The sequence below is a fragment of the Clostridium sp. BSD9I1 genome, from assembly GCF_900185645.1.
Taxonomy (GTDB): Bacteria; Bacillota; Clostridia; order Clostridiales; family Clostridiaceae; genus Clostridium_AK.
The window spans coordinates 218,311-242,327 of sequence record NZ_FYAM01000023.1 but is presented as its reverse complement, the minus strand read 5'-3'; the positions used below and the strand labels follow the sequence as shown (position 1 = coordinate 242,327).

At 29.3% G+C, this 24,017-nt stretch carries 28 protein-coding genes; 1 reads left to right on the top strand and 27 read right to left on the bottom strand.

All coding sequences use genetic code 11. The features are described from left to right. Positions 1–12 precede the first annotated feature (12 nt). The 5 genes from BSD9I1_RS08560 to dapF form a co-directional block, all read right to left on the bottom strand. A complete protein-coding gene (locus tag BSD9I1_RS08560; RefSeq protein WP_186429999.1) occupies positions 13–441 on the bottom strand; it encodes a type II secretion system protein in 429 nt (142 codons plus the stop codon). Positions 442–462: 21 nt separating this feature from the next. Beyond that, positions 463–1,647, bottom strand: a complete 1,185-nt coding sequence (locus BSD9I1_RS08555) for a type II secretion system F family protein (protein ID WP_186429998.1) — start codon at positions 1,645–1,647, stop codon at positions 463–465. 12 nt (positions 1,648–1,659) lie between these two features. Further along, positions 1,660–3,105: a GspE/PulE family protein gene (locus BSD9I1_RS08550; protein ID WP_186429997.1), complete on the bottom strand. Its 1,446-nt coding sequence runs from the start codon at positions 3,103–3,105 to the stop codon at positions 1,660–1,662. 103 nt (positions 3,106–3,208) lie between these two features. Then, a complete protein-coding gene (locus BSD9I1_RS08545; RefSeq protein WP_186429996.1) occupies positions 3,209–4,273 on the bottom strand; it encodes a hypothetical protein in 1,065 nt (354 codons plus the stop codon). Then, positions 4,273–5,097 carry a diaminopimelate epimerase gene (gene dapF / locus BSD9I1_RS08540; protein WP_186429995.1) on the bottom strand — a complete coding sequence of 275 codons (825 nt, stop codon included), beginning with the start codon at positions 5,095–5,097 and terminating at the stop codon, positions 4,273–4,275. Before dapF ends, BSD9I1_RS08545 begins: the two co-directional genes overlap by 1 nt. Positions 5,098–5,263: 166 nt before the next feature. Between dapF and BSD9I1_RS08535 the strand changes: the two genes are divergently transcribed. Next, a complete protein-coding gene (locus BSD9I1_RS08535) occupies positions 5,264–6,997 on the top strand; it encodes an NFACT family protein (RefSeq protein WP_186429994.1) in 1,734 nt (577 codons plus the stop codon). A 53-nt stretch (positions 6,998–7,050) separates the two neighbouring features. Here the strand turns inward: BSD9I1_RS08535 and BSD9I1_RS08530 are convergent, their stop codons facing one another. From BSD9I1_RS08530 to murF, 22 genes are all read right to left on the bottom strand, one after another. After that, positions 7,051–7,188 (bottom strand): hypothetical protein, encoded by a 138-nt coding sequence (locus BSD9I1_RS08530; protein WP_186429993.1) that lies wholly within the window; start codon positions 7,186–7,188, stop codon positions 7,051–7,053. 32 nt (positions 7,189–7,220) lie between these two features. Beyond that, positions 7,221–7,493, bottom strand: coding sequence for a hypothetical protein (locus BSD9I1_RS08525; protein WP_186429992.1), 273 nt, complete (start codon positions 7,491–7,493; stop codon positions 7,221–7,223). Between the two features lie 145 nt (positions 7,494–7,638). Next, positions 7,639–8,961, bottom strand: coding sequence for a uracil permease (gene uraA, locus BSD9I1_RS08520; protein WP_186429991.1), 1,323 nt, complete (start codon positions 8,959–8,961; stop codon positions 7,639–7,641). Between the two features lie 64 nt (positions 8,962–9,025). Continuing rightward, complete coding sequence (pyrR, locus tag BSD9I1_RS08515; protein WP_035310958.1) at positions 9,026–9,562, bottom strand: bifunctional pyr operon transcriptional regulator/uracil phosphoribosyltransferase PyrR; 537 nt, start codon at positions 9,560–9,562, stop codon at positions 9,026–9,028. A gap of 150 nt (positions 9,563–9,712) precedes the next feature. Continuing rightward, a complete protein-coding gene (locus BSD9I1_RS08510) occupies positions 9,713–10,630 on the bottom strand; it encodes an RluA family pseudouridine synthase (protein WP_186429990.1) in 918 nt (305 codons plus the stop codon). Beyond that, positions 10,620–11,075, bottom strand: coding sequence for a signal peptidase II (lspA, locus tag BSD9I1_RS08505; protein WP_186429989.1), 456 nt, complete (start codon positions 11,073–11,075; stop codon positions 10,620–10,622). Before lspA ends, BSD9I1_RS08510 begins: the two co-directional genes overlap by 11 nt. 191 nt (positions 11,076–11,266) lie before the next feature. Further along, complete coding sequence (locus BSD9I1_RS08500; RefSeq protein WP_186429988.1) at positions 11,267–11,890, bottom strand: TraR/DksA C4-type zinc finger protein; 624 nt, start codon at positions 11,888–11,890, stop codon at positions 11,267–11,269. A gap of 163 nt (positions 11,891–12,053) precedes the next feature. Beyond that, positions 12,054–12,851 carry a 3-deoxy-7-phosphoheptulonate synthase gene (gene aroF, locus BSD9I1_RS08495; protein ID WP_186429987.1) on the bottom strand — a complete coding sequence of 266 codons (798 nt, stop codon included), beginning with the start codon at positions 12,849–12,851 and terminating at the stop codon, positions 12,054–12,056. Between the two features lie 11 nt (positions 12,852–12,862). Continuing rightward, entirely contained in the window at positions 12,863–13,555 is a 693-nt protein-coding gene (locus BSD9I1_RS08490) for a 5'-methylthioadenosine/adenosylhomocysteine nucleosidase (RefSeq protein WP_186429986.1), read from the bottom strand. 14 nt (positions 13,556–13,569) lie between these two features. Further along, on the bottom strand, positions 13,570–14,646 hold the full coding sequence (gene aroB / locus BSD9I1_RS08485) for a 3-dehydroquinate synthase (RefSeq protein WP_186429985.1): 1,077 nt from the start codon (positions 14,644–14,646) through the stop codon (positions 13,570–13,572). A gap of 78 nt (positions 14,647–14,724) precedes the next feature. Then, complete coding sequence (locus BSD9I1_RS08480; protein WP_186429984.1) at positions 14,725–15,366, bottom strand: DivIVA domain-containing protein; 642 nt, start codon at positions 15,364–15,366, stop codon at positions 14,725–14,727. 14 nt (positions 15,367–15,380) lie between these two features. Next, on the bottom strand, positions 15,381–16,154 hold the full coding sequence (locus BSD9I1_RS08475; RefSeq protein ID WP_186429983.1) for an RNA-binding protein: 774 nt from the start codon (positions 16,152–16,154) through the stop codon (positions 15,381–15,383). Positions 16,155–16,158: 4 nt separating this feature from the next. Then, positions 16,159–16,425: a YggT family protein gene (locus BSD9I1_RS08470; RefSeq protein ID WP_186429982.1), complete on the bottom strand. Its 267-nt coding sequence runs from the start codon at positions 16,423–16,425 to the stop codon at positions 16,159–16,161. A gap of 14 nt (positions 16,426–16,439) precedes the next feature. Further along, entirely contained in the window at positions 16,440–16,913 is a 474-nt protein-coding gene (locus BSD9I1_RS08465; protein ID WP_186429981.1) for a cell division protein SepF, read from the bottom strand. A gap of 17 nt (positions 16,914–16,930) precedes the next feature. Then, on the bottom strand, positions 16,931–17,605 hold the full coding sequence (locus tag BSD9I1_RS08460) for a YggS family pyridoxal phosphate-dependent enzyme (protein ID WP_186429980.1): 675 nt from the start codon (positions 17,603–17,605) through the stop codon (positions 16,931–16,933). A 65-nt stretch (positions 17,606–17,670) separates the two neighbouring features. After that, on the bottom strand, positions 17,671–18,387 hold the full coding sequence (locus BSD9I1_RS08455; RefSeq protein ID WP_186429979.1) for a DUF881 domain-containing protein: 717 nt from the start codon (positions 18,385–18,387) through the stop codon (positions 17,671–17,673). Between the two features lie 10 nt (positions 18,388–18,397). Beyond that, positions 18,398–18,739, bottom strand: a complete 342-nt coding sequence (locus BSD9I1_RS08450) for a small basic family protein (RefSeq protein ID WP_186429978.1) — start codon at positions 18,737–18,739, stop codon at positions 18,398–18,400. 11 nt (positions 18,740–18,750) lie between these two features. Beyond that, complete coding sequence (locus BSD9I1_RS08445) at positions 18,751–19,479, bottom strand: DUF881 domain-containing protein (protein ID WP_186429977.1); 729 nt, start codon at positions 19,477–19,479, stop codon at positions 18,751–18,753. Positions 19,480–19,495: 16 nt separating this feature from the next. Further along, positions 19,496–20,302 (bottom strand): cell division protein FtsQ/DivIB, encoded by an 807-nt coding sequence (locus tag BSD9I1_RS08440; protein WP_186429976.1) that lies wholly within the window; start codon positions 20,300–20,302, stop codon positions 19,496–19,498. A gap of 140 nt (positions 20,303–20,442) precedes the next feature. Then, positions 20,443–21,576 carry a stage V sporulation protein E gene (spoVE, locus tag BSD9I1_RS08435; protein WP_186429975.1) on the bottom strand — a complete coding sequence of 378 codons (1,134 nt, stop codon included), beginning with the start codon at positions 21,574–21,576 and terminating at the stop codon, positions 20,443–20,445. 31 nt (positions 21,577–21,607) lie between these two features. Continuing rightward, positions 21,608–22,564 (bottom strand): phospho-N-acetylmuramoyl-pentapeptide-transferase, encoded by a 957-nt coding sequence (gene mraY / locus BSD9I1_RS08430; RefSeq protein WP_035310928.1) that lies wholly within the window; start codon positions 22,562–22,564, stop codon positions 21,608–21,610. A 44-nt stretch (positions 22,565–22,608) separates the two neighbouring features. Beyond that, positions 22,609–24,000 carry a UDP-N-acetylmuramoyl-tripeptide--D-alanyl-D-alanine ligase gene (murF, locus tag BSD9I1_RS08425; RefSeq protein ID WP_186429974.1) on the bottom strand — a complete coding sequence of 464 codons (1,392 nt, stop codon included), beginning with the start codon at positions 23,998–24,000 and terminating at the stop codon, positions 22,609–22,611. Positions 24,001–24,017 lie beyond the last annotated feature (17 nt).

Here is a 24,017-nt window from a genome sequence, read left to right as displayed (position 1 = left end):
TCTTTGCTAATATTATTTTATAGGATCATCTTCATCTATAGTTTCTTCTGTGTCCTTAAATTCATAACCATTCTTTTCAGCATTTATAATTAATAAATATTGTTTATTATCCAGTGTAAAATTTATTCTAAGCATATTACTACTTGGTACAGCAGATAAACCAGATACCTCCCCCACAAGCTCTATAATATCTTGTTCTATTTGTTCTCCATCAAATTTGCCTCCCCTTTCTCCATAACTAGCCATAGCTGCAGTGTATATTTGTTGCGCTTCATTTTCAGCTTTTAAATTCTTAGCTTTTGTCATATATCCATTAAATTTCGGAAGCATAAAGCTCATAAGTATAAGTGCTATTGATATAACTATTAAAAGCTCTATTAACGTAAAGCCTTTCTTTACGCCTCTCTTGCAAATTATACTTTTGATACTTTTCTTACTCATTTTTATTACCTCCTACTTAATTTAGTAAGCTATTAAATCCATAATATTTATCATAGGAATCAAAAGTCCTACAACTATACTTCCTACCATAAAAGAAACTATAATTATCATCACAGGTTCTAAATATATGGATAACTTATCTACTTTTTCATAAATTTCTTGTAAATACATATCTGCAACCTTCAGAAACATTTCCTCTATATTACCCGCTTCTTCCCCCACTTCTAACATGATAATCTTTTCTTTATCAATTAAATTCAACTCTTCAAAAGCTTCTGAGATTGATTCTCCACTTTTAAGTTTATTTAGTACTTCTAATATCTTTCCTTTAAAAAATGGACTGTTTAATGAACCTTGAAGCTTTTCTAAAGAACTCAATATATCTATTCCAGATGACAATAAAAAGCCAAGATAATAAAATATCTTTTGGAGTTCATAACTCCTAAACAAATTGCCTATATGCGGTATTTTGTACACTACTCCTTTGCAATCTTTTATTTTATTAATTAATTTTGACCTAATTCCTATAGATACAAAAATTAAAATTGCTATAATGAAAAAGGTATTGTTATATGCTTCTTGGAATACAAAAATTATAATCTTTGTATATATAGGAATTTCTCCACCAAGATCTTTTAAGGTTTGTAAAAATTCAGGAAGTATATTTGTTATAAGAAATGATGTAATGCATATTGACGTTATAAAAACTATGAAGGGATATATAAATGCTTTTTTTATTTTTTGTATAAGTTTCATCTCTTCTTTATAATGCATTGCTAGATTATTTAATATTTCTTCAAGCTTTCCACTTTGTTCTCCAGCAAACATCATCTCTATAAAAAGTGATGGATATATTTTTTCTTGAAGCTTTAAAGAAGAATAAAGACTTTCCCCCTTTAAAATAGCCTCATTTATTTCAATCAAGCTTTCCTTTAACTTTTTATTTTTAGTCTTATCTGACATTAAATTTATAGCTTGAATTAAATTTATTCCTGACTTTAATAACATTTCAAGGCTTTTACATAACATATATAAAGTATTCTTGTTTATTTTTTTATTAAAATTCCAAAAATGGACTTTCTTTTTATAACCTAAAAGGTACCATCCATTTTTTCTTAAATCGCATTCAAGCTCTTCAATATCTTCACCCTTAAATATACCTTTTTTATATTTACCATCTAATTTTTGTGCTTTATAACTATACATATTTTCACCCACCTATACTTTTTTCACTTCATTAAGACTTGTAACTCCTAAACTTACAAGACTTAATGCATTTTCCTTGAGAGGTATATGATGTAGTGAAGTATTATACTTATTAAATTCATCTATGGAAAAGTTCCTAGCAATTATCTTTTTATGATTTTCATCCATTTTGATAGCCTCATAGATTACAGTTCTTCCACTGTAACCAGTTCCGCTACAGTATGGACATTCACCCCTATTCCCCATATCCTTACAGTGGGAACATAGTTTTCTTACAAGTCTTTGAGATATAATTCCCACAAGTGCATCTGATACTAAATAGGGTGGAACCTTCATATCTAAGAGTCTTAAAATTGACGAAGCTATGTCACTAGTATGTAACGTAGAAAAAACTAAATGCCCTGTTATTGCTGCCCTCACTGCTATTTGTGCCGTTTCTTCATCTCTTATTTCTCCTACCAATATCATATCTGGATCTTGTCTTAAAATGCTTTTTAGACCAGTTGCAAAAGTAAGTCCTGTTTTATTATTTACATTTATTTGATTTATATCCTTCACATAATACTCTACAGGATCCTCTATAGTAATTATATTTTTGTGTTCCTTATCTATCTCGTTTATCATTGAATACAGAGTTGTAGTTTTGCCACTACCTGTAGGCCCTGTAACAAGTATCATTCCATAAGGAATATTTAGAAAACTCTTTATTAGTTGTATACCCTTATTATCAAATCCCAGCTTTGAAAGAGATATATTTTCACTATCTTTATAGAGAATTCTTAAAGCCAATTTTTCTCCATAAATTGTTGGCATACTTGATACTCTTATATCATAAGTTTTAGAATTTGCTTTATACTCAAATTTCCCATCTTGAGGTATCCTCTTTTCTGTAATATCTAAATTACTTAATATCTTTATTCTTATTGTAATTTGATTAAATATGTTCTTTGGTATCTCCTGTACCCTATATAAAACCCCATCTATTCTAAATCTTATAGTAACATTATGGTTATTAGGTTCTAAGTGTATATCACTTGATTTTTTAAGTATAGCTTCAGTTATCAGATAGTTTAAAATTTTTATAATTGGTGAATTTAAATTTTCCTTTTTAATAAGATGATTTTTGTTCTCTTCTGCTTCATTTAATTTATATACTGTCTCTTGTGCTTCTTTTACTTCATAATTTTTATATATTAAATTTAAAACTTTTTCTTTGTCTCCTTTAAATGCTTCTATTTTCTTTTTAGAAATAAATTTTAGTTCTTCTATTGTATAAGCATTCAAATCCTCTGCCGAAATCAACTGGAGCTTATCTTGAGCAATTTTAAAGGGCAATATTGAGTATCTACGAGATATATCCATAGGTATAAGCTTAAGTGCTTCACTACTTATTTTCAGCGTATCTACATCTATATACCTTAATTCCAAATCACTCACCGCCTTTCCTTTATTATCCATTTAAAATACTATCCATTATTCTTAGAAATAATCATATAAAATAAAAAAGTGACTTTATTTATACAATTCTTTAAAAATTATACAAATGAGTCACTTCATTTAATTATTCACTTATTATTTTATAGTATGACGGTTCATCAGAAATTAATACGTTAGAATCTTCATCTTCATTATATATAAACACATCATTTTTTAATTTATCATCTTCGGAATATCCTAGATAATATATAAATCCTCTATCATCTATTGCTAATCCTCCATTAGCATCTGCGGATTTAGGGAAATCATAATTTACCTTGTTTAAACTTAGATCATCTAGAGATAATTTAAACAAATTAGCTTCTTCTCCATTTTCAGCTGCAATCATAAATATTTCTTTTTGTTTTTCATTATATATTCCATCATATATAATTTCAAAACTTATATCCAATTTTTTTAGCGAGTTATCACTCTTACTATATATCATTAAATTATTCGATTCTCCATTATCTAACAACATAAGTATGTTATCCTTATAAGGGATAAAAAATTTACAATATCCATTAAGTAGAGGTGTGTATAATGTTTCTTTTTCATTTTTTATATTGTATTTGAAAATATTTACCCCTTTGTCATCTGATGCCCCATAGTATAATATTTCATCTTCATTTAGCCATGTATATAAGTTTCCAGATACCAATGTTTGATTATTAATTAAAATAGGTTTATTCATCTTTATATCATATATTTTAAGTCCTTCTGCACTATCAAATGAATCTTCTTTAAAGCTTCTATATGCTAAATAGTTAGCATTAGGGGATAACTTCATATCCTCAGCAGTATAAAAATCCTGTAAAACTTTTTCTCCATTTAAACTCAATATCTTAATAATACTTTTATTAAAATTTTCCCCTTTAGAAATTATCTCTTTAAATACATATATATTGTTTTCGTTATTATATTTTATATCACTTATATTTTTTAGTTTCTCTATGCTTTTTAAAGATAGTTCTTTTTCCTGAAAAACATTTATATTATTTTCTTCACTTCTTAATATAGAAACTTTAGAATACTTAGGTAAAATCACCTGAGAAACATTGTCATTTACTTTATTTCTATTACAAGAACAAGTAACTATCATTAAAAATATTAGTGTTACTAACAAAATATATCTTTTAATAAGCGTCATTACTCTAATTTATACTCTCCTACAAATATTGTTTCAGCAGGTCCCTTCATAAACACTCCTAAAGGGTTAACTTCTATGTCAAGTATTCCTCCTGGCAACTCTACTCGCACTTTTGAACTTACAATTCCTAATTTGTTACATGCAACAACAGATGCACAGCTTCCTGTACCACAAGCTAAAGTAGGACCTGCTCCTCTTTCCCAGGTCTTTACTTTGATATTTTCTCTGTCTATAATCTCACAAAAGTTAATATTTGTTCCCTTGGGAAATAATTTGTATTTTTCTATAACTTTCCCTTCTGTTACGTCAAAATCCTCCAATTTACCTATTATAATTGTATGAGGCACACCCATAAGTAATGAAGTTATTGTATAAGTTTTATCATTTATCTGTATCTCTTTTTCTATTATTTCATCATCGCTATTTGCTGGAATATCCTCAGGTTTGAAAGAAGGAGTTCCCATATCTATCTTTATAGTAACTGCTTTATCATTAATAACTTCTAAGAACGCTTGTTTAATTCCGTCCCCTGTCTCTATTTTCATACTTTTTTCTTTTACTATATTATTATCATATACATACTTTGCAAAGCATCTTATTCCATTTCCGCACATAGATGCATAAGACCCATCTGCATTAATTATTATCATTTGTATAGGTGCTATGGTACTTTTAGTTACAATAATAAGCCCATCTGCCCCTACTCCAAAATGTCTATCGCATAACTTCTTAGCTATATCTCCATAATTCTCTTTATATATACCATCAATATCTTCAATAACGACAAAATCATTCCCATTTCCATGCATTTTAACAAATTTCATAATTTATACCTCCTAAAAAATATCAAAAATAGTTTACTACTTTATGTAAATAATATCAATAATTAAATATATCTTTATTTTAAATTTTTATAATGTTATACTATATACTACGAGAAAAGGCCATAATTTGCCTTTACTCATACATTGTTTTGAAAGGATGATTACTTTGGCATTAGACGGTATTTTTTTATATAGCCTCGCCCAAGAATTTAAGGATAAAATTATTGGAGGTAAGGTAGAAAAAATAAATCAACCCGAAAAAGATGAATTACTATTATCCATAAAAAAGGATAGAGTAATTTTTAAGCTTCTTATAAGTGCTAGTGCTGTGTATCCTAGAATTCATTTTACAGATATAACAAAAGAAAATCCCATGTCTCCTCCTATGTTTTGTATGCTTTTAAGAAAATATTTGACTAGTTCTAGAATTGTAGATATCAGACAGCTTGAATCGGATAGAGTATTATTTTTGGATTTTCAAAGCAAAGATGAATTTGGTTTTGACAGCATTTATACTTTAGTAATTGAAATAATGGGAAGACATAGCAATGTAACTTTAGTACGTGCTAAAGACAATATGATAATGGATAGCATAAAACATGTTACTCCAGATATAAATAGCATTAGATGTCTTTATCCTGGAATAAAGTTTGTATATCCACCTTCTTCAGAAAAATTAAATCCTTTTAATTATACATACGAAGATTTATCTAAATTTGTTACTGAATCAGAACTAAAAGTAGATAAGAATTTCTTCTCTAAAGTATTTACAGGAGTAAGCACTGGATTTTCTAAAGAATTACACAATAGATTAACTTTAGAAAATATTACTCTTTCTTTAGAAAACTTAAATGTTATTAATGATTATATATGTGATGTGTTTAATAATTTATATAATAAAAACTTTTATTTTGCAACATATTCTCTGGAAAATCGTTTAAAAGATTTTCACTGCATCAAGTTAACTTATATGAATGACTATGATTATATAGAATATAATTCTCCTTCAAAGCTTTTAGATAAATACTATGCTGAAAAGGATAAAGAAGATAGATTATCTAGTAGGTCATCTAACTTACAAAAACTTGTAAATACAAATTTAGACAGATGCTTAAAAAAATTAGATATACTTAAAAACAACTTAAAAGAGTGTGCAGAAAAGGATACGTATAGAATATTCGGAGAACTTTTAACTGCCAACATATATAATATAAAACCAGGCAATGAAACTATAGAAGTTTTAAATTATTATAGTGAAGATGGGGAGTTTGTTAAGATAAAACTAGATCCAAATAAGTCCTCTTCTCAAAATATACAAATGTATTTTAAAAAATACAATAAATTAAAAAAATCTGAAGAAGCTGCATCAATACAAATAGAGAGCACTAAAGATGAAATTAGCTATCTACAATCAGTACTCACAAACATACTAAATATTGAGGATTACAATAGCATTGATGAAATTAAAAATGAGCTTATGGAAACTGGATATATAAAATTCAAGAAAGATTCCAAAAAGAAGGATAAGAAAAGTAAGCCCATGCATTTTATATCCTCTGACGGTATAGATATATATGTAGGTAAAAACAATATTCAAAATGACTTTTTAACTCTAAAATTTGCTGATAAAAATGACCTATGGCTTCATACAAAGGAAATCCCAGGTTCACATGTAATTATAAAGCATAAGGGAAATTTACCTGAAACAACATTAGATGAAGCAGCGAATTTAGCAGCTTATTATAGCAAGGCTAAAGATTCTTCTAAAGTTGCTATAGATTATACTGAAGCTCGCCATGTTCATAAGCCAAACGGTGCAAAACCTGGTATGGTCATATATTATACAAATAAAACTATATATATAACTCCTGAAAAACCAAACTTAAAAAAGCTTCAATAAAATTATTGAAGCTTTTTATATATTAACTATTAAATTAATACATTCTTATAACACTATTTTTCCAATCGCTTAAAATATATATATACATTCATAGTTTGTATAGCTTTATATGATAAGAATATAAAAGCCATCTTTGCCATTATAGTAACTATTGGATCTAAATATGTAAAGAATTCCATAAGGTTATTCATATATTTCCTCCATATATTACAGCTTATATTTTCTATCTTTTTTCATCTTCTAATTCTTCAATCTCAAATTTGTCGAAATCTATTTCTTCAATAAAGTTATTTTCATCAAAAGAAGTTTTATTTCTGTTATTGTATTCTTCTAAATTGTGATTAAGCCAGTAAGGTTTAGCAACATCCATTTCCTTGCATATTTCCGTTACTGCTTCTTTTAAAGCTTCTTGATATGTATTTTTTATTACTAGTTCAATTACTTTATCTTTAATTATTTTATTATCTTTTATGAGTTTCCCCCAAATTCTTAACATTAGCTACCTCCAAAGTATAGATTATATATCATTATTTATTCATTTTATAACATTTCTTTAATTATTACCATAATAAAATAACTTAAAAAGGAAGTTTGCATTCGCAAACTTCCCTAATTTTACTTTCTAGAATTCTACTTCCAAACTATACTGCCTTTGATTCTTTGTCATCTAATGAATTTGGTACTTCTTCTTCTGATTTACTCACCTCAGGAAGTATTATATTTAATATTACTCCAACTAAAGTTGCAAGAGCTACACCTGCTATTTCTACTGGCGCTCCATTTACTGTAAACTTTATTGCCGCTCCACCTATACCTAAAACTATTATAACAGATGATATGACTAAATTCCTTTTCATACCGAAATCAACTTTATCTTCTACAAATATTCTAAATCCTGAAGAAGCTATTATTCCAAAGAGTAGTATACTTACTCCTCCCATTATTGGGATTGGAATAGTTTCTATTACAGTGGCCACTGGTCCTATAAAGGACAGTATTATTGCAAGTATCGCAGCTCCTCCTATTACCCACACACTATAAACTCTAGTTATTGCCATAACACCTATATTTTCTCCATAAGTTGTATTTGGGGGACCTCCTGCAAATCCAGCAAATATGGTAGCAACTCCGTCTCCTAGTATTGATCTATGAAGGCCTGGATCCTTAGTAAAATCCTTTCCAACTACATTATTTACTACATATACATGTCCTATATGCTCTGCTAGTGTTACAAAAGCTACCGGTGCCATAAGTATTATAGCATTCAGATTAAATTTGGGTGCCATAAAAGGTGGTATTTGAAATAATGGTGCTTGTAAAATTTTATTTATACTTTCATCAGGAATTACTCCTAATAAAAGTGCTGACATATATCCTGTTATCATTGCTATAAGTATTGGAATTACTCCAAGAAACCCTTTAAAGTACATTGTCCCTATAACCCCTACACCTAAAGTTATCATTGAAACTGCAATCCATGCTCCTCTTGATACTGATGCCATAGAAGGATCTGTAAAGCTGGCGTTAAGACCTGCCCAATTTATTGCCGTTCCTGCAAGTCCTAAACCTATAACTATAACTACTGAGCCAACCACTACTGGAGGCAATAGTTTATTTATCCACTCCGTACCAGTATAACTAATAATTAATGCCACTATTGTATACAATAGTCCCGCCGCTATTATTCCAGATAACATTGCTTGTTTACCATATGCTGAGGATGCAACTACCATTGGACCAATAAATGCAAAAGATGAACCAATGTATGAAGGCAATTTTGCCTTAGTACATAAAATATATAAGAGCGTTCCAACACCGCTAGCAAAGAGTGCTATGGATGGACTCATCCCTGTAAGCATAGGTACAAGAACGGTAGCTCCTACCATAGCAAATAAGTGCTGAAAACTTAATGGTATTGTCTTTAAAATAGGTAATTTTTCATTTACATCTACATAATTTTTCATTTATTTTCCCCCTTTTTAGCCTCTCTGGGCTAATTTAAAAGTATATAGTAGCTTTATAGAAAGCTTATACTTCATAAATTTTTACTGAATCTTCTCCATCTATTTCACTTACTGCTACTGAAACTATTTCTTCGTGGGATGTAGGTATATTTTTCCCCACATAATCTGGTCTTATAGGAAGCTCTCTATGACCTCTATCTACCATAACTGCAAGCTGTATCATATTAGGTCTTCCATTATGAAATATTGCATCTATAGAAGCTCTTACTGTTCTTCCTGTATATACTACATCATCAACTATAATTACTTTCTTGCCCTTAATTTCAACTTCTATTTTATCATTATTTATATTTGGATCCTCATTTAAAGTAGTTAAATCATCTCTATACAATGTAATATCCACACTGCCTACTGGAACCTTAACACCTTCAAATTCTTCAATATTTTTAGCTATTCTTTGTGCAAGAGGTACCCCTCTTCTCTTTACTCCTATTAAAACAATATCTTCTACACCTTTATTCTTTTCTATAATTTCATGTGCTACCCTAGCCAATGCTCTTTTCATTGCCTTGTCATCTAAAATAACTGCTTTTAATTCCATTTTTTAACCACCTTTCACAAAATATAAAAAAGCGCCTTGATCTGTGAATCAAGACGCACTTATACTCTACTATCTATATCGCGCCTTATGATCTCACAGGACCACTTAAAGGGAACTTATTTCTATAATTAGAATATCATTAATTTAATATTATTTCAACTGTTTTTCTAAAATATCTAATACATTTTTAAAGTAACTTGGAATATCACACTGAAATTCAATATATTCATTAGTTTTTGGATGTATAAATCCAAGCTTTTGTGCATAAAGCATTTGACCTTCTAAATTAAATTTTTGCCTTTTGTATCCATATACGGGATCGCCCACTAATGGATGACCAATATGACACATATGTACTCTTATTTGATGAGTTCTTCCTGTTTCCAACTTACACTGTACTAAGGTGTGCTCTTTAAATCTTTTAATTACCTTATAATGAGTAACTGCTCTTCTACCACTAGGTACTATTGCAATTTTTATCCTTTCCTTTGGATGTCTTGCAAGCGGTGCATCTATAGTTCCTTCATCTTCCTTTATTACTCCTTCAACTAGCGCTAAGTACACTCTAGTAATTGAATGTTCTTTAAACTGCTCTGACAATTTATTATGAGCATTATCATTTTTAGCAACAACAAGTATTCCCGAAGTATCTTTATCTATTCTATGAACTATTCCAGGTCTTGCAACTCCATTAATTCCGGACAAATCACTACAGTGATTTAAAAGAGCATTAACTAAAGTACCTTCATAATTTCCTGGAGCAGGGTGTACTACCATCCCCTGAGGTTTATTTACTACTATAACATCACTGTCTTCATAAATTATATCAATAGGTATATCTTCTGGTTCTATATTAACATGAGTAGGATCAGGAATATTTACTTGTACTTCATCGCCTATTCTTAGTTTATAATTGCTTTTTTTAATATTGGAGTTTACTAAAACCTCTTCTTTTTCAATAAGTCCTTGTATAAAAGATCTGGATTTTCCATCGAAGTTTTCTGTCAAAAACGTATCAAGTCTTTTACTTTTATTTTCTTCAGTTATTAAAAATTTTCTATTCTCCATTTTTCTCTTCCTTTATAACATAAAGTGCTAATAAAGCTGTTCCCATTGTCACAAATATATCTGCAACATTAAATGTAGGGAAATAATACACATCTTTATAATGTAATAATATAAAATCTACTACGTATTTATAATAAACTCTATCAATTAGGTTCCCTATAGCTCCACTTATGATAAAAGCTAAAGATAATCTTAATATCAATGATTGTGGCTTGTATTTAAATAAATAAAATAATATACCTATTGCAATTATAAATGTAATTATAGCTAAGAATATAGTCTTATCTCTAAATATCCCAAAGGCCGCTCCCGTGTTTTCTAAATACGAGAATTGAAAGAAATTCTTTATTATTACTAAATCCCTTCCTATAGCAAGATCTTTAAGAGCCCACATTTTAGTTATTCTATCTAATATAACTCCTAGAATTATTATAATTATTTCCATTGACACCCTACCCCCTTTGACAATCAGCAATAAAAATACTAACCATTAAAGTAAGAAATTTATAATATTACTTATAAATTTCTTACTTATATAACCTATAACACCTTACAACATTTTTATAGCTTAATCTATATCAATTATTTTAGATATTTCCTCAATATATGCACCATTATTTATTTGATAATTAATATTTACTCTATAGTTTTTCTATATTGTTCGTTACTTATAGTGTCTACTATATCTACAATACCTTCATGGTCTTCATAATAGTCATCTTCAAATATATTTTCTCTTTTATTGAAAAATCCTACATCACCGTACGAGTCCATTCCATCAAAAGCAGCCTCATCATAATCATTAATTGTATAATCGAAGTTTTGAATTACCTTTTCTTCTATAGGTCTATTCTTAGGTTGAAAAGCACGACTATATAGTTTTACGTTAAATCCACTATGATTAAGACTTTGGCAATTTACACAGTACTCTGCATAAGGTACAAATTCCAATCTCTCCTCATTTATATCTTTTCCACATTCTTGGCATTTTCCATAAGTTCCATCCTTTACACGATCTAATGCACCATTTATCTTATTTAATATGCTTATCTCATTTCCCTTTAAAGCCAATCCTCTTTCTTTATCATATACTTCACTTGCTAAATCCGAAGGATGATTGTCATATAGTGAAAGTTCAGTTAAAAAGGATACATTGGAATCTATAGTATCATTTCTCTTCATTAAATGTAATGTTTCTATTACATCATCTTTTTCTTTCTCAAGCTTTTTTCTAAAATAATCTAATTTAGATTTATCCATAACTATAATTATCCCCTTTCTCCTTAAAGATGAATTTTTATAACTATAGTTATTTTATCTTTAATAAATTAAATTATTCTTGTAAAATCCTTAAAGTAATTTAGGGTTCTTTAAACGAACCTTCTTTATAAGTGAATTGGTTTCAAACTAGAATTTTATCAATCTAAAAAAGTTCTTTATTTTTAATTTTACTTATAATATTCTTTAAGTTTTCCATAGAGATCGTTTCTCTAGAATCTGAAACAGAATTATCTGGATGTATATGACTTTCTATCATAAGTCCATCAGCTCCCACAGCTAAAGAGGCCATACTCATTGGTAAAACAAGTTCTCTAAGTCCTGTTCCATGACTTGGATCAACTATTATAGGTATTCTATATTTTTGTTTTATCACCGCTACACTATTTAAATCCAAAGTATTTCTTGTATAACTTTCAAATGTTCTTATTCCTCTTTCACAAAGAACTACATTCATATTGCCTTCTGCCATGATATATTCCGCTGCATAAATCCACTCTGCTAAAGTTGCACTCATACCCCTTTTTAAAAGTACAGGCTTATTGGTTTTTCCCACTTCTTTTAAAAGGCTATAATTGTACATATTTCTAGAACCTATTTGAATCATATCTATGTACTTTATTCCTTCTTCTACATCACGAGTATCCATTATTTCGGATACCACTGGAAGCCCTGTAACTTTACTTACTTCATTTAGTATCTTCATACCTTCAAATTTTAGACCTTGAAAGGAATATGGTGAAGTCCTTGGTTTAAAAGCTCCACCTCTTAACATATGAACACCTAAATCTTTTAATGTCTTTCCAATTTTAATCATAGTATCATAATCTTCTACGGCGCATGGTCCAGACATTATTATTTTTTCACTTCCACCTATCTCGATATCTTTTACTCTTACTTTTATCCTTTCACCATTTTTTATGTCTACCAATAAATTTTCCATTCCCTTATCACCTACATAGTTTCTATCATATTCTTAAGAATACCTATAGAATTTTTTACAGCTATTGGCTTAAACTTTTCATATTCTATATGTGCTCCATTATTAGCATTATCAGATGCAGATCTTATTATTACAAAAGGCACATTATTTAAATGGCAAACTTGAGCAATACTTCCACCTTCCATTTCACATGCAAGAGCGCCAAACTCTTCACTTAGCCAAATAATTTTATCCCTATCAGCTATAAATTGATCTCCTGTAACTATTCTCCCCACAAAACATTTACATTCACTTACTTTTTCACAAGCTGCTTTTGCTTTTAAAACTAATTCATCATGACATTTAAAATCAAATGTATCCATTCTAGGAATTTGTCCTTTTCTCTCTCCAAATGCAGTTGAATCGCAATCATGTTGTACTAAACTATCTGCAATAACTACATCCCCAGGAAGTACATCCTCTCCTACCCCTCCTGCTACTCCAACATTTATAACTTTATCAACATTAAATTCATCTATAAGTATTTGTGCACATACTGCTGCATTTACCTTACCTATACCACTCTTAACAACAACCACATCATGCGCCCATATTTTCCCTAGGTTAAATTCCATTTGTGCTTTACTAAGCTTTCTTTCTATACTCATTTCATTTATGATTGGCTCTACTTCCTCAATCATCGCTCCTATTATTCCTATTATCATAATTATTTCCTCCTTCAAGATATGCTATTTTTTAATGCATTTATAATATCTTTTTTATTTACTTCTACTTTTACTTTTGGCTCATTCAAGTCCTCTAATAATACAAATTTTATTTTATCATCATTTTTTTTATCACGATTAATAGCATACATAAATAAAGTATAATTGTCAACTTTATACTTTGTAGGAAGCCTTAGCTTTTCATATAAGTTAACGATATTTCCATATAATTCCCTTCTTAACTTACATATGTTTTCAGAAAGTTTTATTGAGGTAAGCATGCCCAGCGCTACAGCTTCCCCATGAGTTAATTTGCCTCCTGAATTTATTTCAATAGCATGACCTACTGTATGCCCAAAATTTAATACATTTCTAATTCCTCTATCATTTAAATCATCTTTTATTATTTCTGATTTTATCTTAAGAGAGTTTTTTATTATATGAATCATTTTATCTGTTTCTTTTTCCAATATACCCTTATAATTTTCATTTAAAAAGTTTAAAAAACTACTATCTCTAATAAGCGCATATTTTACTACTTCCCCTAATGCTCCTTGGAACTCCTTTTGTTCTAATGTCTTCAAGAAATTTGTAGATATATACACAAACTCTGGATGATGAAAATTTCCTATTATATTTTTCACGCCATTATAGTTATATCCTACTTTTCCTCCTACAGAACTATCTACTTGGGATAAAAGAGTTGTAGGTATGTTAATATATCTTATTCCCCTCATATAAGTAGAGGCTACAAACCCAACTATATCTCCTACAACACCTCCACCTAATGCTATTAATAAACTATTTCTATTTGCGTTATTTTCCATTAAAAAAGAGTATATTCCTTGAACCGTATTTATGTTCTTATTTTCTTCCCCTTCCTTAAAACAATATTCCTTTACGTTATATTGTTCCTTCAATTTTTCAATACTATCTTTATAAATCGAATGCACCTTATCATCTGTAATTATAAACATTGAATCTTTATCTTTTATCTTATTTTCAATTAAAGCTTGTGAAAATCTATCCATAGATGAAGTTATATATACTTTGTATTCCCTATCCTTTAGCTTCACACTTATTTCTTTCATATTTCTATCCCCTCTCTTAATTAGCAGGATAAATAAATTTTCAATAAAAAATCTCACTCTGACGAGCGAGATTTTTTATTATCTTTCTGCAAAAAAACTCTTAATTTGATTTAATTCTTCAGGATCAAGAATTTTAGTTTCTTCTAAATCTTTTTTCATGAAACTTTCATCATTACTTAATTCTATGCTTATATTATTTCCTAATTCCTCTAGATTTAAACTATCATTTTTACTTTTATCTACATAGTTACCTATATTATAGCTTCTTATATAATCTTTTTCCATTGTCTCAAATACTTCTAACTGAGATTGCATAAAAGTTTTAAACTTTGTCTTAAAGATTATGAACTCTTGCTTTGTTCGCTCAAAATCATCATTTATTTTCATTACTTCATTATGAGCCTTATCTAAAATTCTTTGAGCTGTTTCATTGGCATTTAACACAACAAGTTCTGCTTCTTTTTGAGCTGTTCTCTTAGCTTGATCAGAAGCATTTTGCGCAAGTAAAAGCGTACTTTGAATTGTATCTTCCATTTTTGCATAATGCTCAATATTTTCTTGCAATGCATTTATTTTTTCTTTTAAATATGAATTTTCTTTATACAAAGTTTCATAGTCTTCTGCTATCTTTTCTAAAAACTCTTCTACTTCGTCCATGTCATATCCTCTAAAGGATTTCTTAAATTCCCTACTTGTTATATCCATAGATGTTGTTTTCATACGACCACCTCATTTTAGATAAATTTCTTTAGTAATATTTTAAATCTGCCGCTGCCTGTAATACCCACTTGAGATACTATTTTATACTTACCATAACCTCTTATAGTAAGTATTGCATTTTCCTGAACTATTTCATCTTTTTCAGTTTCTACTCTATAGTCCTTTATAACCTTGCCTTCTTTTATAATATCTAAAGCTTTACTTCGGGAAAGCCCTGTTATAGAACTTACAATAGAGTCTAATCTAAATGAAGTTGATATTATATTTTCCTCTTGAAATTTATGTTGTGGCAAATCTTCAGTATATATATCAACTATCTCCACAATACATGGACTATTTCCTACAGATTTTAAGTTATATATTATATAATCAGCCAGCTCTTCATATACTGCCACATATGCTGAGGAATCTTCACATATTAAATCTCCAAATTTTTCCCTCTTTATACCTAATGACAAGATACTTCCTAAATAATCTCTATGAGTTAACTTAGTAAATTCAGATTTATTTTGTATCTTAATTAAACTTATTGGAAATTGCCATATTTCTTCTTGCGAAAAAGCTATTACTTTTCTTTCCGCCTCATCAAATATCCCAAAGGAACTTACATTTAGCCCCAAGGCCCCTTTAGCCTTTTCCAGATACCTCCAAATGTTTGGAGGATAAAATTCCTCTGTGTACACTTCTCTTCCTGTTTTTAAGCAAAAACATATTTTCTCATATAACTTTGAAACTCTATTCTTGTCTTCAAAGGACAATGCATTTAAAAATGCTTTTTTATCTATCATATCATCAAAAAAGAATATTCCTTACAATTTGTCTTAATATGGATATAATAAAAAGGGCAAGAATAGGAGAGAAGTCGATCATAAACCCTGGCATAATTTTTTCCTGAATTTTTCTTCCTGGAGCAAGTAATGGTTCTGTGATAGAGTGCAGAAAATAAGTAAATTTATTTTCTACTCCCCTCATAACAAATGAAAGTATTATTTCTGCAAATATTGCATACTCCATTACAACAAATAAAAGACTAAAAATTTTGTATAAAATAACGTTCATATAAACCTCCAGCTTTATTTATTCCAGCTAAAAATCCCCTTATTTGACAATTCGTCTTTAAGTTCACTATCTACCTCTACATTAGAAGGGGATACTATATATATTTTACATCCTACTTCTTCTAAATTCCCACCTAATGCATAAGTTGCTCCACTCATGAAGTCTAGTAACCTTTGCCCTACTTTAGGTTCTAATCCTGTAGAATTCACCACTACTATCTTTCTATTTTTCAAGTGGTCACATATATCTACTACTTCATCATAGGTAGAAGGCTTAACTATTAAAACCTTTGGATTTACAGAAGTATGTATACTTACTATTTTATTTGGTTTTTTTGAATTAGATGAAATTATAGGTTCATATTCTTCCCTTCCATTATCATTTCCAGATATTCCATCTTCCATTTCATCTGTATCTTCTTCTAATTCTTCTATTTCATCTTCCAGCCCTATAAGACTCATCATCTTATTTAGTACTTTTCCTGCCATGTAAATTTCCTCCTTTATTAAGCATTAATAATTGTGTAATCTCTTTTACCAAATATCCCTTGACCTATTCTCACCATATTAGAGCCTTCTTCTATGGCTATCTTATAATCTCCAGTCATACCCATTGAAAGGTATTTCATTTTAATATTTTTAAAACTTCTCTTACTTAAGTTATCGAATATATTTTTAACCTCTTTAAAGTATATTCTACAAGAATTTTCATCACCTATAGGTATTACAGTCATAAGTCCTTCTACATTTACGTAATTACAATTTTCTATAACATTTAATAGTTCTTCTAAGTCTTCTTTCATTATTCCAGACTTATTTTGTTCTTTTCCTATATTTATTTCTATAAGAACATGAGCTATTAATCCTGTCTTAGCATATTGTTTTTCTATTTCTTCTAACAACTTTATGCTATCTAAGGAATGTATAAGATTAACTTTGCCTACAATGTATTTAACTTTATTTCGCTGTAAATGTCCTATTAAATGCCATGTTACATCTTCTTTATTAAAATGCTCTATCTTATACATTAATTCCTGAACCTTATTTTCTCCAAAATCTCTTATTCCGCATTGATATACCTCATCCATATCTTCCAATGGCTTTGTTTTTGATACAGCTATAAGCTTAACTCCACTTGGAATAGTAGGATTAATATTTATTACATTTTCAGCAATAGACATATTATCATCCCCTTTTAATCTTAATTATTCTTCATAAAATCCAAAATTCCTTCATATTTATCTATTTACTTAAAAGATTTTATAAATTTATTTTTAAAATTTCCGCTAAAAGCTGGTATTATAATATCTTGTGAATCTTCTATATCTACTTGTATGTCTCTAAACATCAATGCCTTTAAGTAGTTTTCATCTCCAAGCATATATGCTTTTAATGTTTCTTTATTTCCTATAGCTTTTATATAAAAGGGAGCACTTATTTGTATGCCATTGACTCTTAAAAAAGGACCATTGCAGTATATACTTGAATTCCCTATAAGTCTATTCCCATTTACTGAAATAGCTTCTGCACCAGAATTCAACAAATCATTTATTACCTGCACCATATCAGTATTATGTATCAATTTTAATTGATATTCAAAAGGGTCCTCTACAAATTCTGTGCTTGCATCATTTAGTGTAATTAATATTCCTTGTCCATGCACTTCAGTTCCACCAAGTATATTATTATTGTAGTCTATTTCCTTTATTATTTCATTTTTTATCTTATTTCTATCTTGTATACTTTCCTCATATTTACGAAGCTTATTAGAATATTCTTCATACTGTCTATTTAAGTTACTTATATCATTTATAAGTTGATTTTTATGAGCATAGTTATCCTGGTATTCCCTACTGCTTAACATTATTTGACTTTGTCTTGAAAAACTAATATTTGTAGCTATCAGTACTCCTATAATAATAGAAGCTATAAATAAAAATATATTAGCCTCATTTTTTTTCATTTAGTTCACCTCATTGACGAGATTTTATCTTTTCAATAAGAATTCTTCTTATCATTGCAAAGCTATCAAATATTCTTCCTCCAAATACTACTACAGCAGCTATATATATTGGAACACCCAGCTTATCTCCAATATATGTAAGGGCTGCTGCAATAATAGCATTTCCAAAGAAGCCTGAAATAAATATATCAGCTTGAAAGTTTTTAGAAAGATTAGCTCTTATAGCTCCAAATACAGAGTCTAAAGCGGCTAGTATTGCAATAGATAAATATGGAGAAAACTTATCTGAAATATTTATATTAAGTACAAGTCCTAATATCATACCTATTATTAGTCCCAAAAACGCAATCATTCAAGTCACCTCTATTTTTTATTTTCTTTTTCTACAGGTTTTGCATAGTTAAATTTATATGTTTTATTATATTTTTGAACCTTTATATCATCAGATACTTCATATTTAACCTCAGAAATACCTTTAAAATCTGATAATGTTTCTGGAAAATTCAAAGCAGCCTCTAAATTCTTTTTATCTCCTATAGCTTTTATTGTTATCTTTTGTGAGGGTGATACTCTATCCTCACCATTTATTATAATAGTACTTCCAGAAATTCTTATACCAGACTTTAATGTAAGTCTTATATCATTTATGGAAATAGCTTCTGCTCCAGCAAATCTTAATTCATTTACTAAATAAACTAAATGCCTATCTGTTATAGTCATTCCTCCGTTATTTCCAAAAATATCTTGATTAGGTATCAGTTGTATCACTATACCTTCCCCTTTAACATCTGTCGTACCTGTTAAAAGTCTAGTTTCTTCCAAATCTACTAAGAGTTTTTTAGTAGTATCATCGTTTCCTGCTGCTGTTGATTCATAATCATTTAATTTAGTTTGAAGTTCTTCTATTTTTTTATTTAATCCTTCTTTATCCTTTTTATATTGTTCAATTTCCGTATTAACATTATTGGCTGTATACTGATTTACATTTAATAATTTTTCTCTTTTTAAAATAGCTTTAAATTGATATGCTAAAGTAAATCCAAGCACTGCACACACTAAAGCTAAACTTATTTGCGAAGTCCATTTACGCATAAAAAATTCCTCCCACTTACTCTATAAAAACTACAGGATTGCCTTCAAAACTCACATCTATATATCCCTTTTTCCCCTTTAATTCTTCCTTTTGAAAAACTATATTAAATGCCTTATTAAGCTTCACATCTAAGTTTTGATTATTCCCAAGTTTAATGCAAATATTATTATAATATACTTTTATATTTGTTATATCACCTATATCTACTATTGAGATTCCATAGTTATCCTTTTTACTTCCTAAAAGAGCAGACAATTCTCTGGCAGTTTCTATCTTTCTTTCATCATCCACTACAATCGGCTGGCCCAATTTACTTTTACTTTCATCAAACCCTTGTAGTTTTACTAGTTTCATATTATTTATATCTTGTCTTTCTTCTAGTACAGCACCATTTCTATCTAATACAAAATATTTATTTCCTTTATTTCCGTAAAATACTGCTTCCCTTTCCTTTATAGTTACAACTAAAGTACTTGGTAGTTTTCTTTTTATCTGAGCTTCTAATATATATGGATTCTTTAATAAGTTCTTTTTAGCACTATCTAAATCTATATAAAAAATATTATTCCCTTTGCTAATCTTAGAAGTTTCTATAACATTACTTATAGATATATTCTTATTATTTTTTACATTTATATCCTTTATATTAAAATACGGATGCTTAAGAAGTAAAGTCATTAAAACTCCAATTAAAAATAATAATGACAGCACTAATTTTTTCATAAATTTTTTTCTTCTTCTCTTTATTATAAATTCATTTTTTTCGTTAGTATCATCCTCTACTTCTTTGTTTTTATTATTTATGTTTGTAACTTCTATCATTTCAATTCTCCACCCTAACCATTTGTTCATATATTAATAATAACACTTGCTATGATTAATTTCATTAAAATTTTTATTAAATTTTTCTTAATACAAAATTATAGCATTGCAAATGCTTGCAATGCTATAATCCAAACTTTTTAACAGTTACTTTTTTGTCTTGATACATTTAAAAGTACTCCCATAGCTGTGAGATTCAATACTAAAGATGAGCCTCCATAGCTTATAAATGGTAGTGGAACTCCAGTTACAGGAATAGAACCAGTAACAACTGCAATATTTATAATTGCCTGTATTGCTATAACTGCAGTTATACCTGTAGCAAGCATTGTACCAAAGGTGTCTTTTGCTTTAACAGCAGTTACTATTCCTCTCCATATAAATATAGAAAATAACAGTACTATAAACGCACACCCTATAAGCCCTAATTCTTCCCCTATAACTGCAAATATAAAATCATTATGTGGCTCAGGAATATAATAACACTTTTGCCTTGATTGCCCTAGCCCTACTCCCCAAATTCCTCCAGAACCTAATGCTAAGAAAGACTGTATTAATTGATAACCTGTTCTCTGAGGATCTATCCAAGGATTTCTGTAGGTAAAAAATCTAGCTCTTCTAAAAGGCACTAAAAGTATGGCTGCTGCTCCGGCACATACAACTGGTGCTACTACTGCTAAAAGATGAGAAAACTTTGCACCAGCCACAAAAAGCATTATAAAAGTTACTCCCATTATAACAGTAGCTATACTTAAGTTTTTTTCTAAATATACAAGTGCAGCATAAAATCCCCCAACTAAAAGATAAGGTATTACTCCACGGAAAAAAGTCTTTATCTTTTCTCCTTTCATTTCTATACTTTTAGCTATAAACAAAACTACCATATACTTGGCTATTTCTGATGGCTGAAATGTAGCTGGTCCCAGCGGTATCCATCTTCTTGCACCATTTCTTTCTGGAAACGCAAATACTACTAAGAGCAAAAGTGTAGTAATAATCATAATTATTTTTGTATGTTTTTTTATTTCATGATAATCATAGCTCATGGCAATAAACATAAATATTACTCCAAGTGTTGCCCATAATCCTTGCCTCTTTAAAAAATACATACTGTCTTTATACTTATAAAAGGCAAAATAAGAACTAGCACTAAAAACCATAATTACTCCTACAGCCACGAGTAACATTATCACTGAAAAAAGAAAAAAATCAACTGTTCCCATTTTATTTGAGAATCCTTTATTTTGGAATCTTTTCTTTTGGAGCCTTCTCATAATAACCTCCTAAAAAATTACTTATAAATCCTTAAAATGATAAAAATGCAATCATACAAAGTATCACAGTTGCAATAGAAAATGCTGATACTACTTTAGTTTCATGCCATCCACATAGCTCAAAGTGATGATGAAGAGGGCTCATTTTAAATATTCTCTTACCTGTCAACTTAAATGAAGCAACCTGAAGTATTACAGATAATGTTTCCATAACATATACTCCCCCTACTATTATTACCAATAAAGGAAGCTTTAAAATCATAGCCACTGCAGCCAATGCTCCTCCCAATGCAAGTGATCCAGTATCACCCATAAATACTTGAGCGGGGAAAGCATTGTATCTTAAAAAACCAAGCAAAGCTCCTGCTACTACTGCACAAAATATTGATAAAGTATAATTTCCCATATTAAAACTTACTATAACAAAAAAAGTCATAACAAGTATAGTAACAGATGTGGCAAGCCCATCTAAACCATCTGTCAAATTTACAGCATTAGTGGTTGCTGCAAAATATATTATTATAAACGGAATGTAAAGCATTCCCAAATCAACTGCTTTGCCTACAAAAGGAATTATAATAGAGGTTCCAATTTCAGGATTATTTGCTGCATAAAATCCGAATCCAAAAGAAACCAAAAGGAGCATTAACATCTTTTGATAAGCTCTAAGCCCTAAATTATTCTTATGTATAATTTTAAGAAGATCATCTATAAATCCTATACATCCAAATGCAATAAATGCATATAATGCAAACATTGCCTCATCACTTGGCTTTCTTACCAGTATCATCATAGATATAATAGAGGCTACAATAAATATTACCCCTCCCATAGTTGGTGTTCCTGCTTTTTTTTGATGGCTTTTCGGTCCTTCTTCTCTTATATTTTGGCCAAATTTTAGTTTATGAAGAATTGGTATAAGTATTGGTCCTCCTATAACAGAAAATATAAAAGCTACTAATACAGAATAAATTATCTTGCTGTTCATCAATAGTCAGGCTCTCTTACTTAAGAGCCCTTCACCTCCTCGAATTAATTGCTTCTTAAAGCTTCTACGATTTTTTCAAAACGCATAGCTCTAGATGCTTTCACAAGTACTACATCATCTTTTTTTAAATACTCTTTTAAAACCTTTGCCGCTTGGTCTGTATCCTGCACTTTTATAACTTCCCCAATATCTCTTTTGCTTATATCTTCTTTAAACCCTTCTTCATAAGCATCTTGGAATTCTCCTACAGCTATTAAAGTATTTACTCCCATTAATTTTGAAAATATTCCCACTTCCTTATGAGCTTCATATGCTTTATGTCCTAGTTCTTTCATACTTCCAAGTACTACCATTTTCCTATCCCCGTTTATGTTCATAAGTACTTCTATAGCCGCTTTCATAGAATCCGGACTTGCATTATAACAATCATTAACTATGGTAAACCTTTCTTCTTTTATTATATCCAATCTCATAGAAGTGAACTTCAAATTACTAAAGCCTTGCTTTATTAATTTAAATTCTATACCTAACTTTCTAGCACATGCTATAGCTAGGAGTGCATTAAGCACATTATGCTTACCTGGTGCTTCAATATAGAAATCTTCTTCTTCTCCCGTAGAATCTTCCCGAACTGTAAAACTTATACTTTTTTCATTTAACATTATATTATAAGCATATAAATCTTTTTTATTTTCTATTCCTGTTTTCATGACATTAAAATTATTAAATTCAATTTCTGATAAAAAATCATTATCTGCATTCAATATTAGTGTATTTTCATTATTAAAAAAGTTTGTAATTTCTAATTTAGCCTTTAATATGTTTTCTCTAGTTTTCAAATTTTCTATATGTGTTATTCCAACATTAGTTATAAGAGCTATGTCCGGTTTAGCAGCCTTTGCCATATTGTGTATTTCACCTAAATTATTCATTCCCATTTCGAGTACTGCTATATCATAGGTATTATCTAATTTAAACATCATAAGCGGAAGTCCTATTTCATTGTTAAAATTCCCTTCTGTTTTAAAAACCTTAAACTTACCACTTAATGCTGCATGGGTTAAATCCTTTGTTGAAGTTTTTCCAGTGGAACCTGTGATTCCTACAATTTTTATATTAAGCATCGTTCTATAGTATTCTGCTAAATCTAGTAAAGCCTTTTTCGTATCATCAACCTTTATTATAGAAGTATACTCCTTTAAATCTTCCGTTTTAAAATTCAGCTCATCAACTATACATACCAAAGCTCCATTATTACTTGCTTCAATTATATAATTGTTTCCATTAAAGTTTTCTCCCTTAAGAGCTATGAATATACTCTTTTCCCCTATCTTTCTCGTATCCGTTGATATATTGTCATAATCAAAGGCATTCCCTCTGACTATTACCTTCCCTCCTACAGCAGTTACTATTTCATCAAAATTCATATATTCCACTTGAAAAACTCCTTCCT

What these genes read in the sequence shown, in the direction of transcription:
- BSD9I1_RS08560 (WP_186429999.1), bottom strand. Translation starts at nt 441, where the DNA reads ATGAGTAAGAAAAGTATCAAAAGTATAATTTGCAAGAGAGGCGTAAAG.
- BSD9I1_RS08555 (WP_186429998.1), bottom strand. Translation starts at nt 1,647, where the DNA reads ATGTATAGTTATAAAGCACAAAAATTAGATGGTAAATATAAAAAAGGT.
- BSD9I1_RS08550 (WP_186429997.1), bottom strand. Translation starts at nt 3,105, where the DNA reads ATGGATAATAAAGGAAAGGCGGTGAGTGATTTGGAATTAAGGTATATA.
- BSD9I1_RS08545 (WP_186429996.1), bottom strand. Translation starts at nt 4,273, where the DNA reads ATGACGCTTATTAAAAGATATATTTTGTTAGTAACACTAATATTTTTA.
- dapF (WP_186429995.1), bottom strand. Translation starts at nt 5,097, where the DNA reads ATGAAATTTGTTAAAATGCATGGAAATGGGAATGATTTTGTCGTTATT.
- BSD9I1_RS08530 (WP_186429993.1), bottom strand. Translation starts at nt 7,188, where the DNA reads ATGAATAACCTTATGGAATTCTTTACATATTTAGATCCAATAGTTACT.
- BSD9I1_RS08525 (WP_186429992.1), bottom strand. Translation starts at nt 7,493, where the DNA reads ATGTTAAGAATTTGGGGGAAACTCATAAAAGATAATAAAATAATTAAA.
- uraA (WP_186429991.1), bottom strand. Translation starts at nt 8,961, where the DNA reads ATGAAAAATTATGTAGATGTAAATGAAAAATTACCTATTTTAAAGACA.
- pyrR (WP_035310958.1), bottom strand. Translation starts at nt 9,562, where the DNA reads ATGGAATTAAAAGCAGTTATTTTAGATGACAAGGCAATGAAAAGAGCA.
- BSD9I1_RS08510 (WP_186429990.1), bottom strand. Translation starts at nt 10,630, where the DNA reads ATGGAGAATAGAAAATTTTTAATAACTGAAGAAAATAAAAGTAAAAGA.
- lspA (WP_186429989.1), bottom strand. Translation starts at nt 11,075, where the DNA reads ATGGAAATAATTATAATAATTCTAGGAGTTATATTAGATAGAATAACT.
- BSD9I1_RS08500 (WP_186429988.1), bottom strand. Translation starts at nt 11,890, where the DNA reads ATGGATAAATCTAAATTAGATTATTTTAGAAAAAAGCTTGAGAAAGAA.
- aroF (WP_186429987.1), bottom strand. Translation starts at nt 12,851, where the DNA reads ATGGAAAATTTATTGGTAGACATAAAAAATGGTGAAAGGATAAAAGTA.
- BSD9I1_RS08490 (WP_186429986.1), bottom strand. Translation starts at nt 13,555, where the DNA reads ATGATAATAGGAATAATAGGAGCGATGATTGAGGAAGTAGAGCCAATC.
- aroB (WP_186429985.1), bottom strand. Translation starts at nt 14,646, where the DNA reads ATGAAAGAAATAAGTGTGAAGCTAAAGGATAGGGAATACAAAGTATAT.
- BSD9I1_RS08480 (WP_186429984.1), bottom strand. Translation starts at nt 15,366, where the DNA reads ATGAAAACAACATCTATGGATATAACAAGTAGGGAATTTAAGAAATCC.
- BSD9I1_RS08475 (WP_186429983.1), bottom strand. Translation starts at nt 16,154, where the DNA reads ATGATAGATAAAAAAGCATTTTTAAATGCATTGTCCTTTGAAGACAAG.
- BSD9I1_RS08470 (WP_186429982.1), bottom strand. Translation starts at nt 16,425, where the DNA reads ATGAACGTTATTTTATACAAAATTTTTAGTCTTTTATTTGTTGTAATG.
- BSD9I1_RS08465 (WP_186429981.1), bottom strand. Translation starts at nt 16,913, where the DNA reads ATGGCAGGAAAAGTACTAAATAAGATGATGAGTCTTATAGGGCTGGAA.
- BSD9I1_RS08460 (WP_186429980.1), bottom strand. Translation starts at nt 17,605, where the DNA reads ATGTCTATTGCTGAAAATGTAATAAATATTAATCCTACTATTCCAAGT.
- BSD9I1_RS08455 (WP_186429979.1), bottom strand. Translation starts at nt 18,387, where the DNA reads ATGAAAAAAAATGAGGCTAATATATTTTTATTTATAGCTTCTATTATT.
- BSD9I1_RS08450 (WP_186429978.1), bottom strand. Translation starts at nt 18,739, where the DNA reads ATGATTGCGTTTTTGGGACTAATAATAGGTATGATATTAGGACTTGTA.
- BSD9I1_RS08445 (WP_186429977.1), bottom strand. Translation starts at nt 19,479, where the DNA reads ATGCGTAAATGGACTTCGCAAATAAGTTTAGCTTTAGTGTGTGCAGTG.
- BSD9I1_RS08440 (WP_186429976.1), bottom strand. Translation starts at nt 20,302, where the DNA reads ATGATAGAAGTTACAAACATAAATAATAAAAACAAAGAAGTAGAGGAT.
- spoVE (WP_186429975.1), bottom strand. Translation starts at nt 21,576, where the DNA reads ATGAGAAGGCTCCAAAAGAAAAGATTCCAAAATAAAGGATTCTCAAAT.
- mraY (WP_035310928.1), bottom strand. Translation starts at nt 22,564, where the DNA reads ATGAACAGCAAGATAATTTATTCTGTATTAGTAGCTTTTATATTTTCT.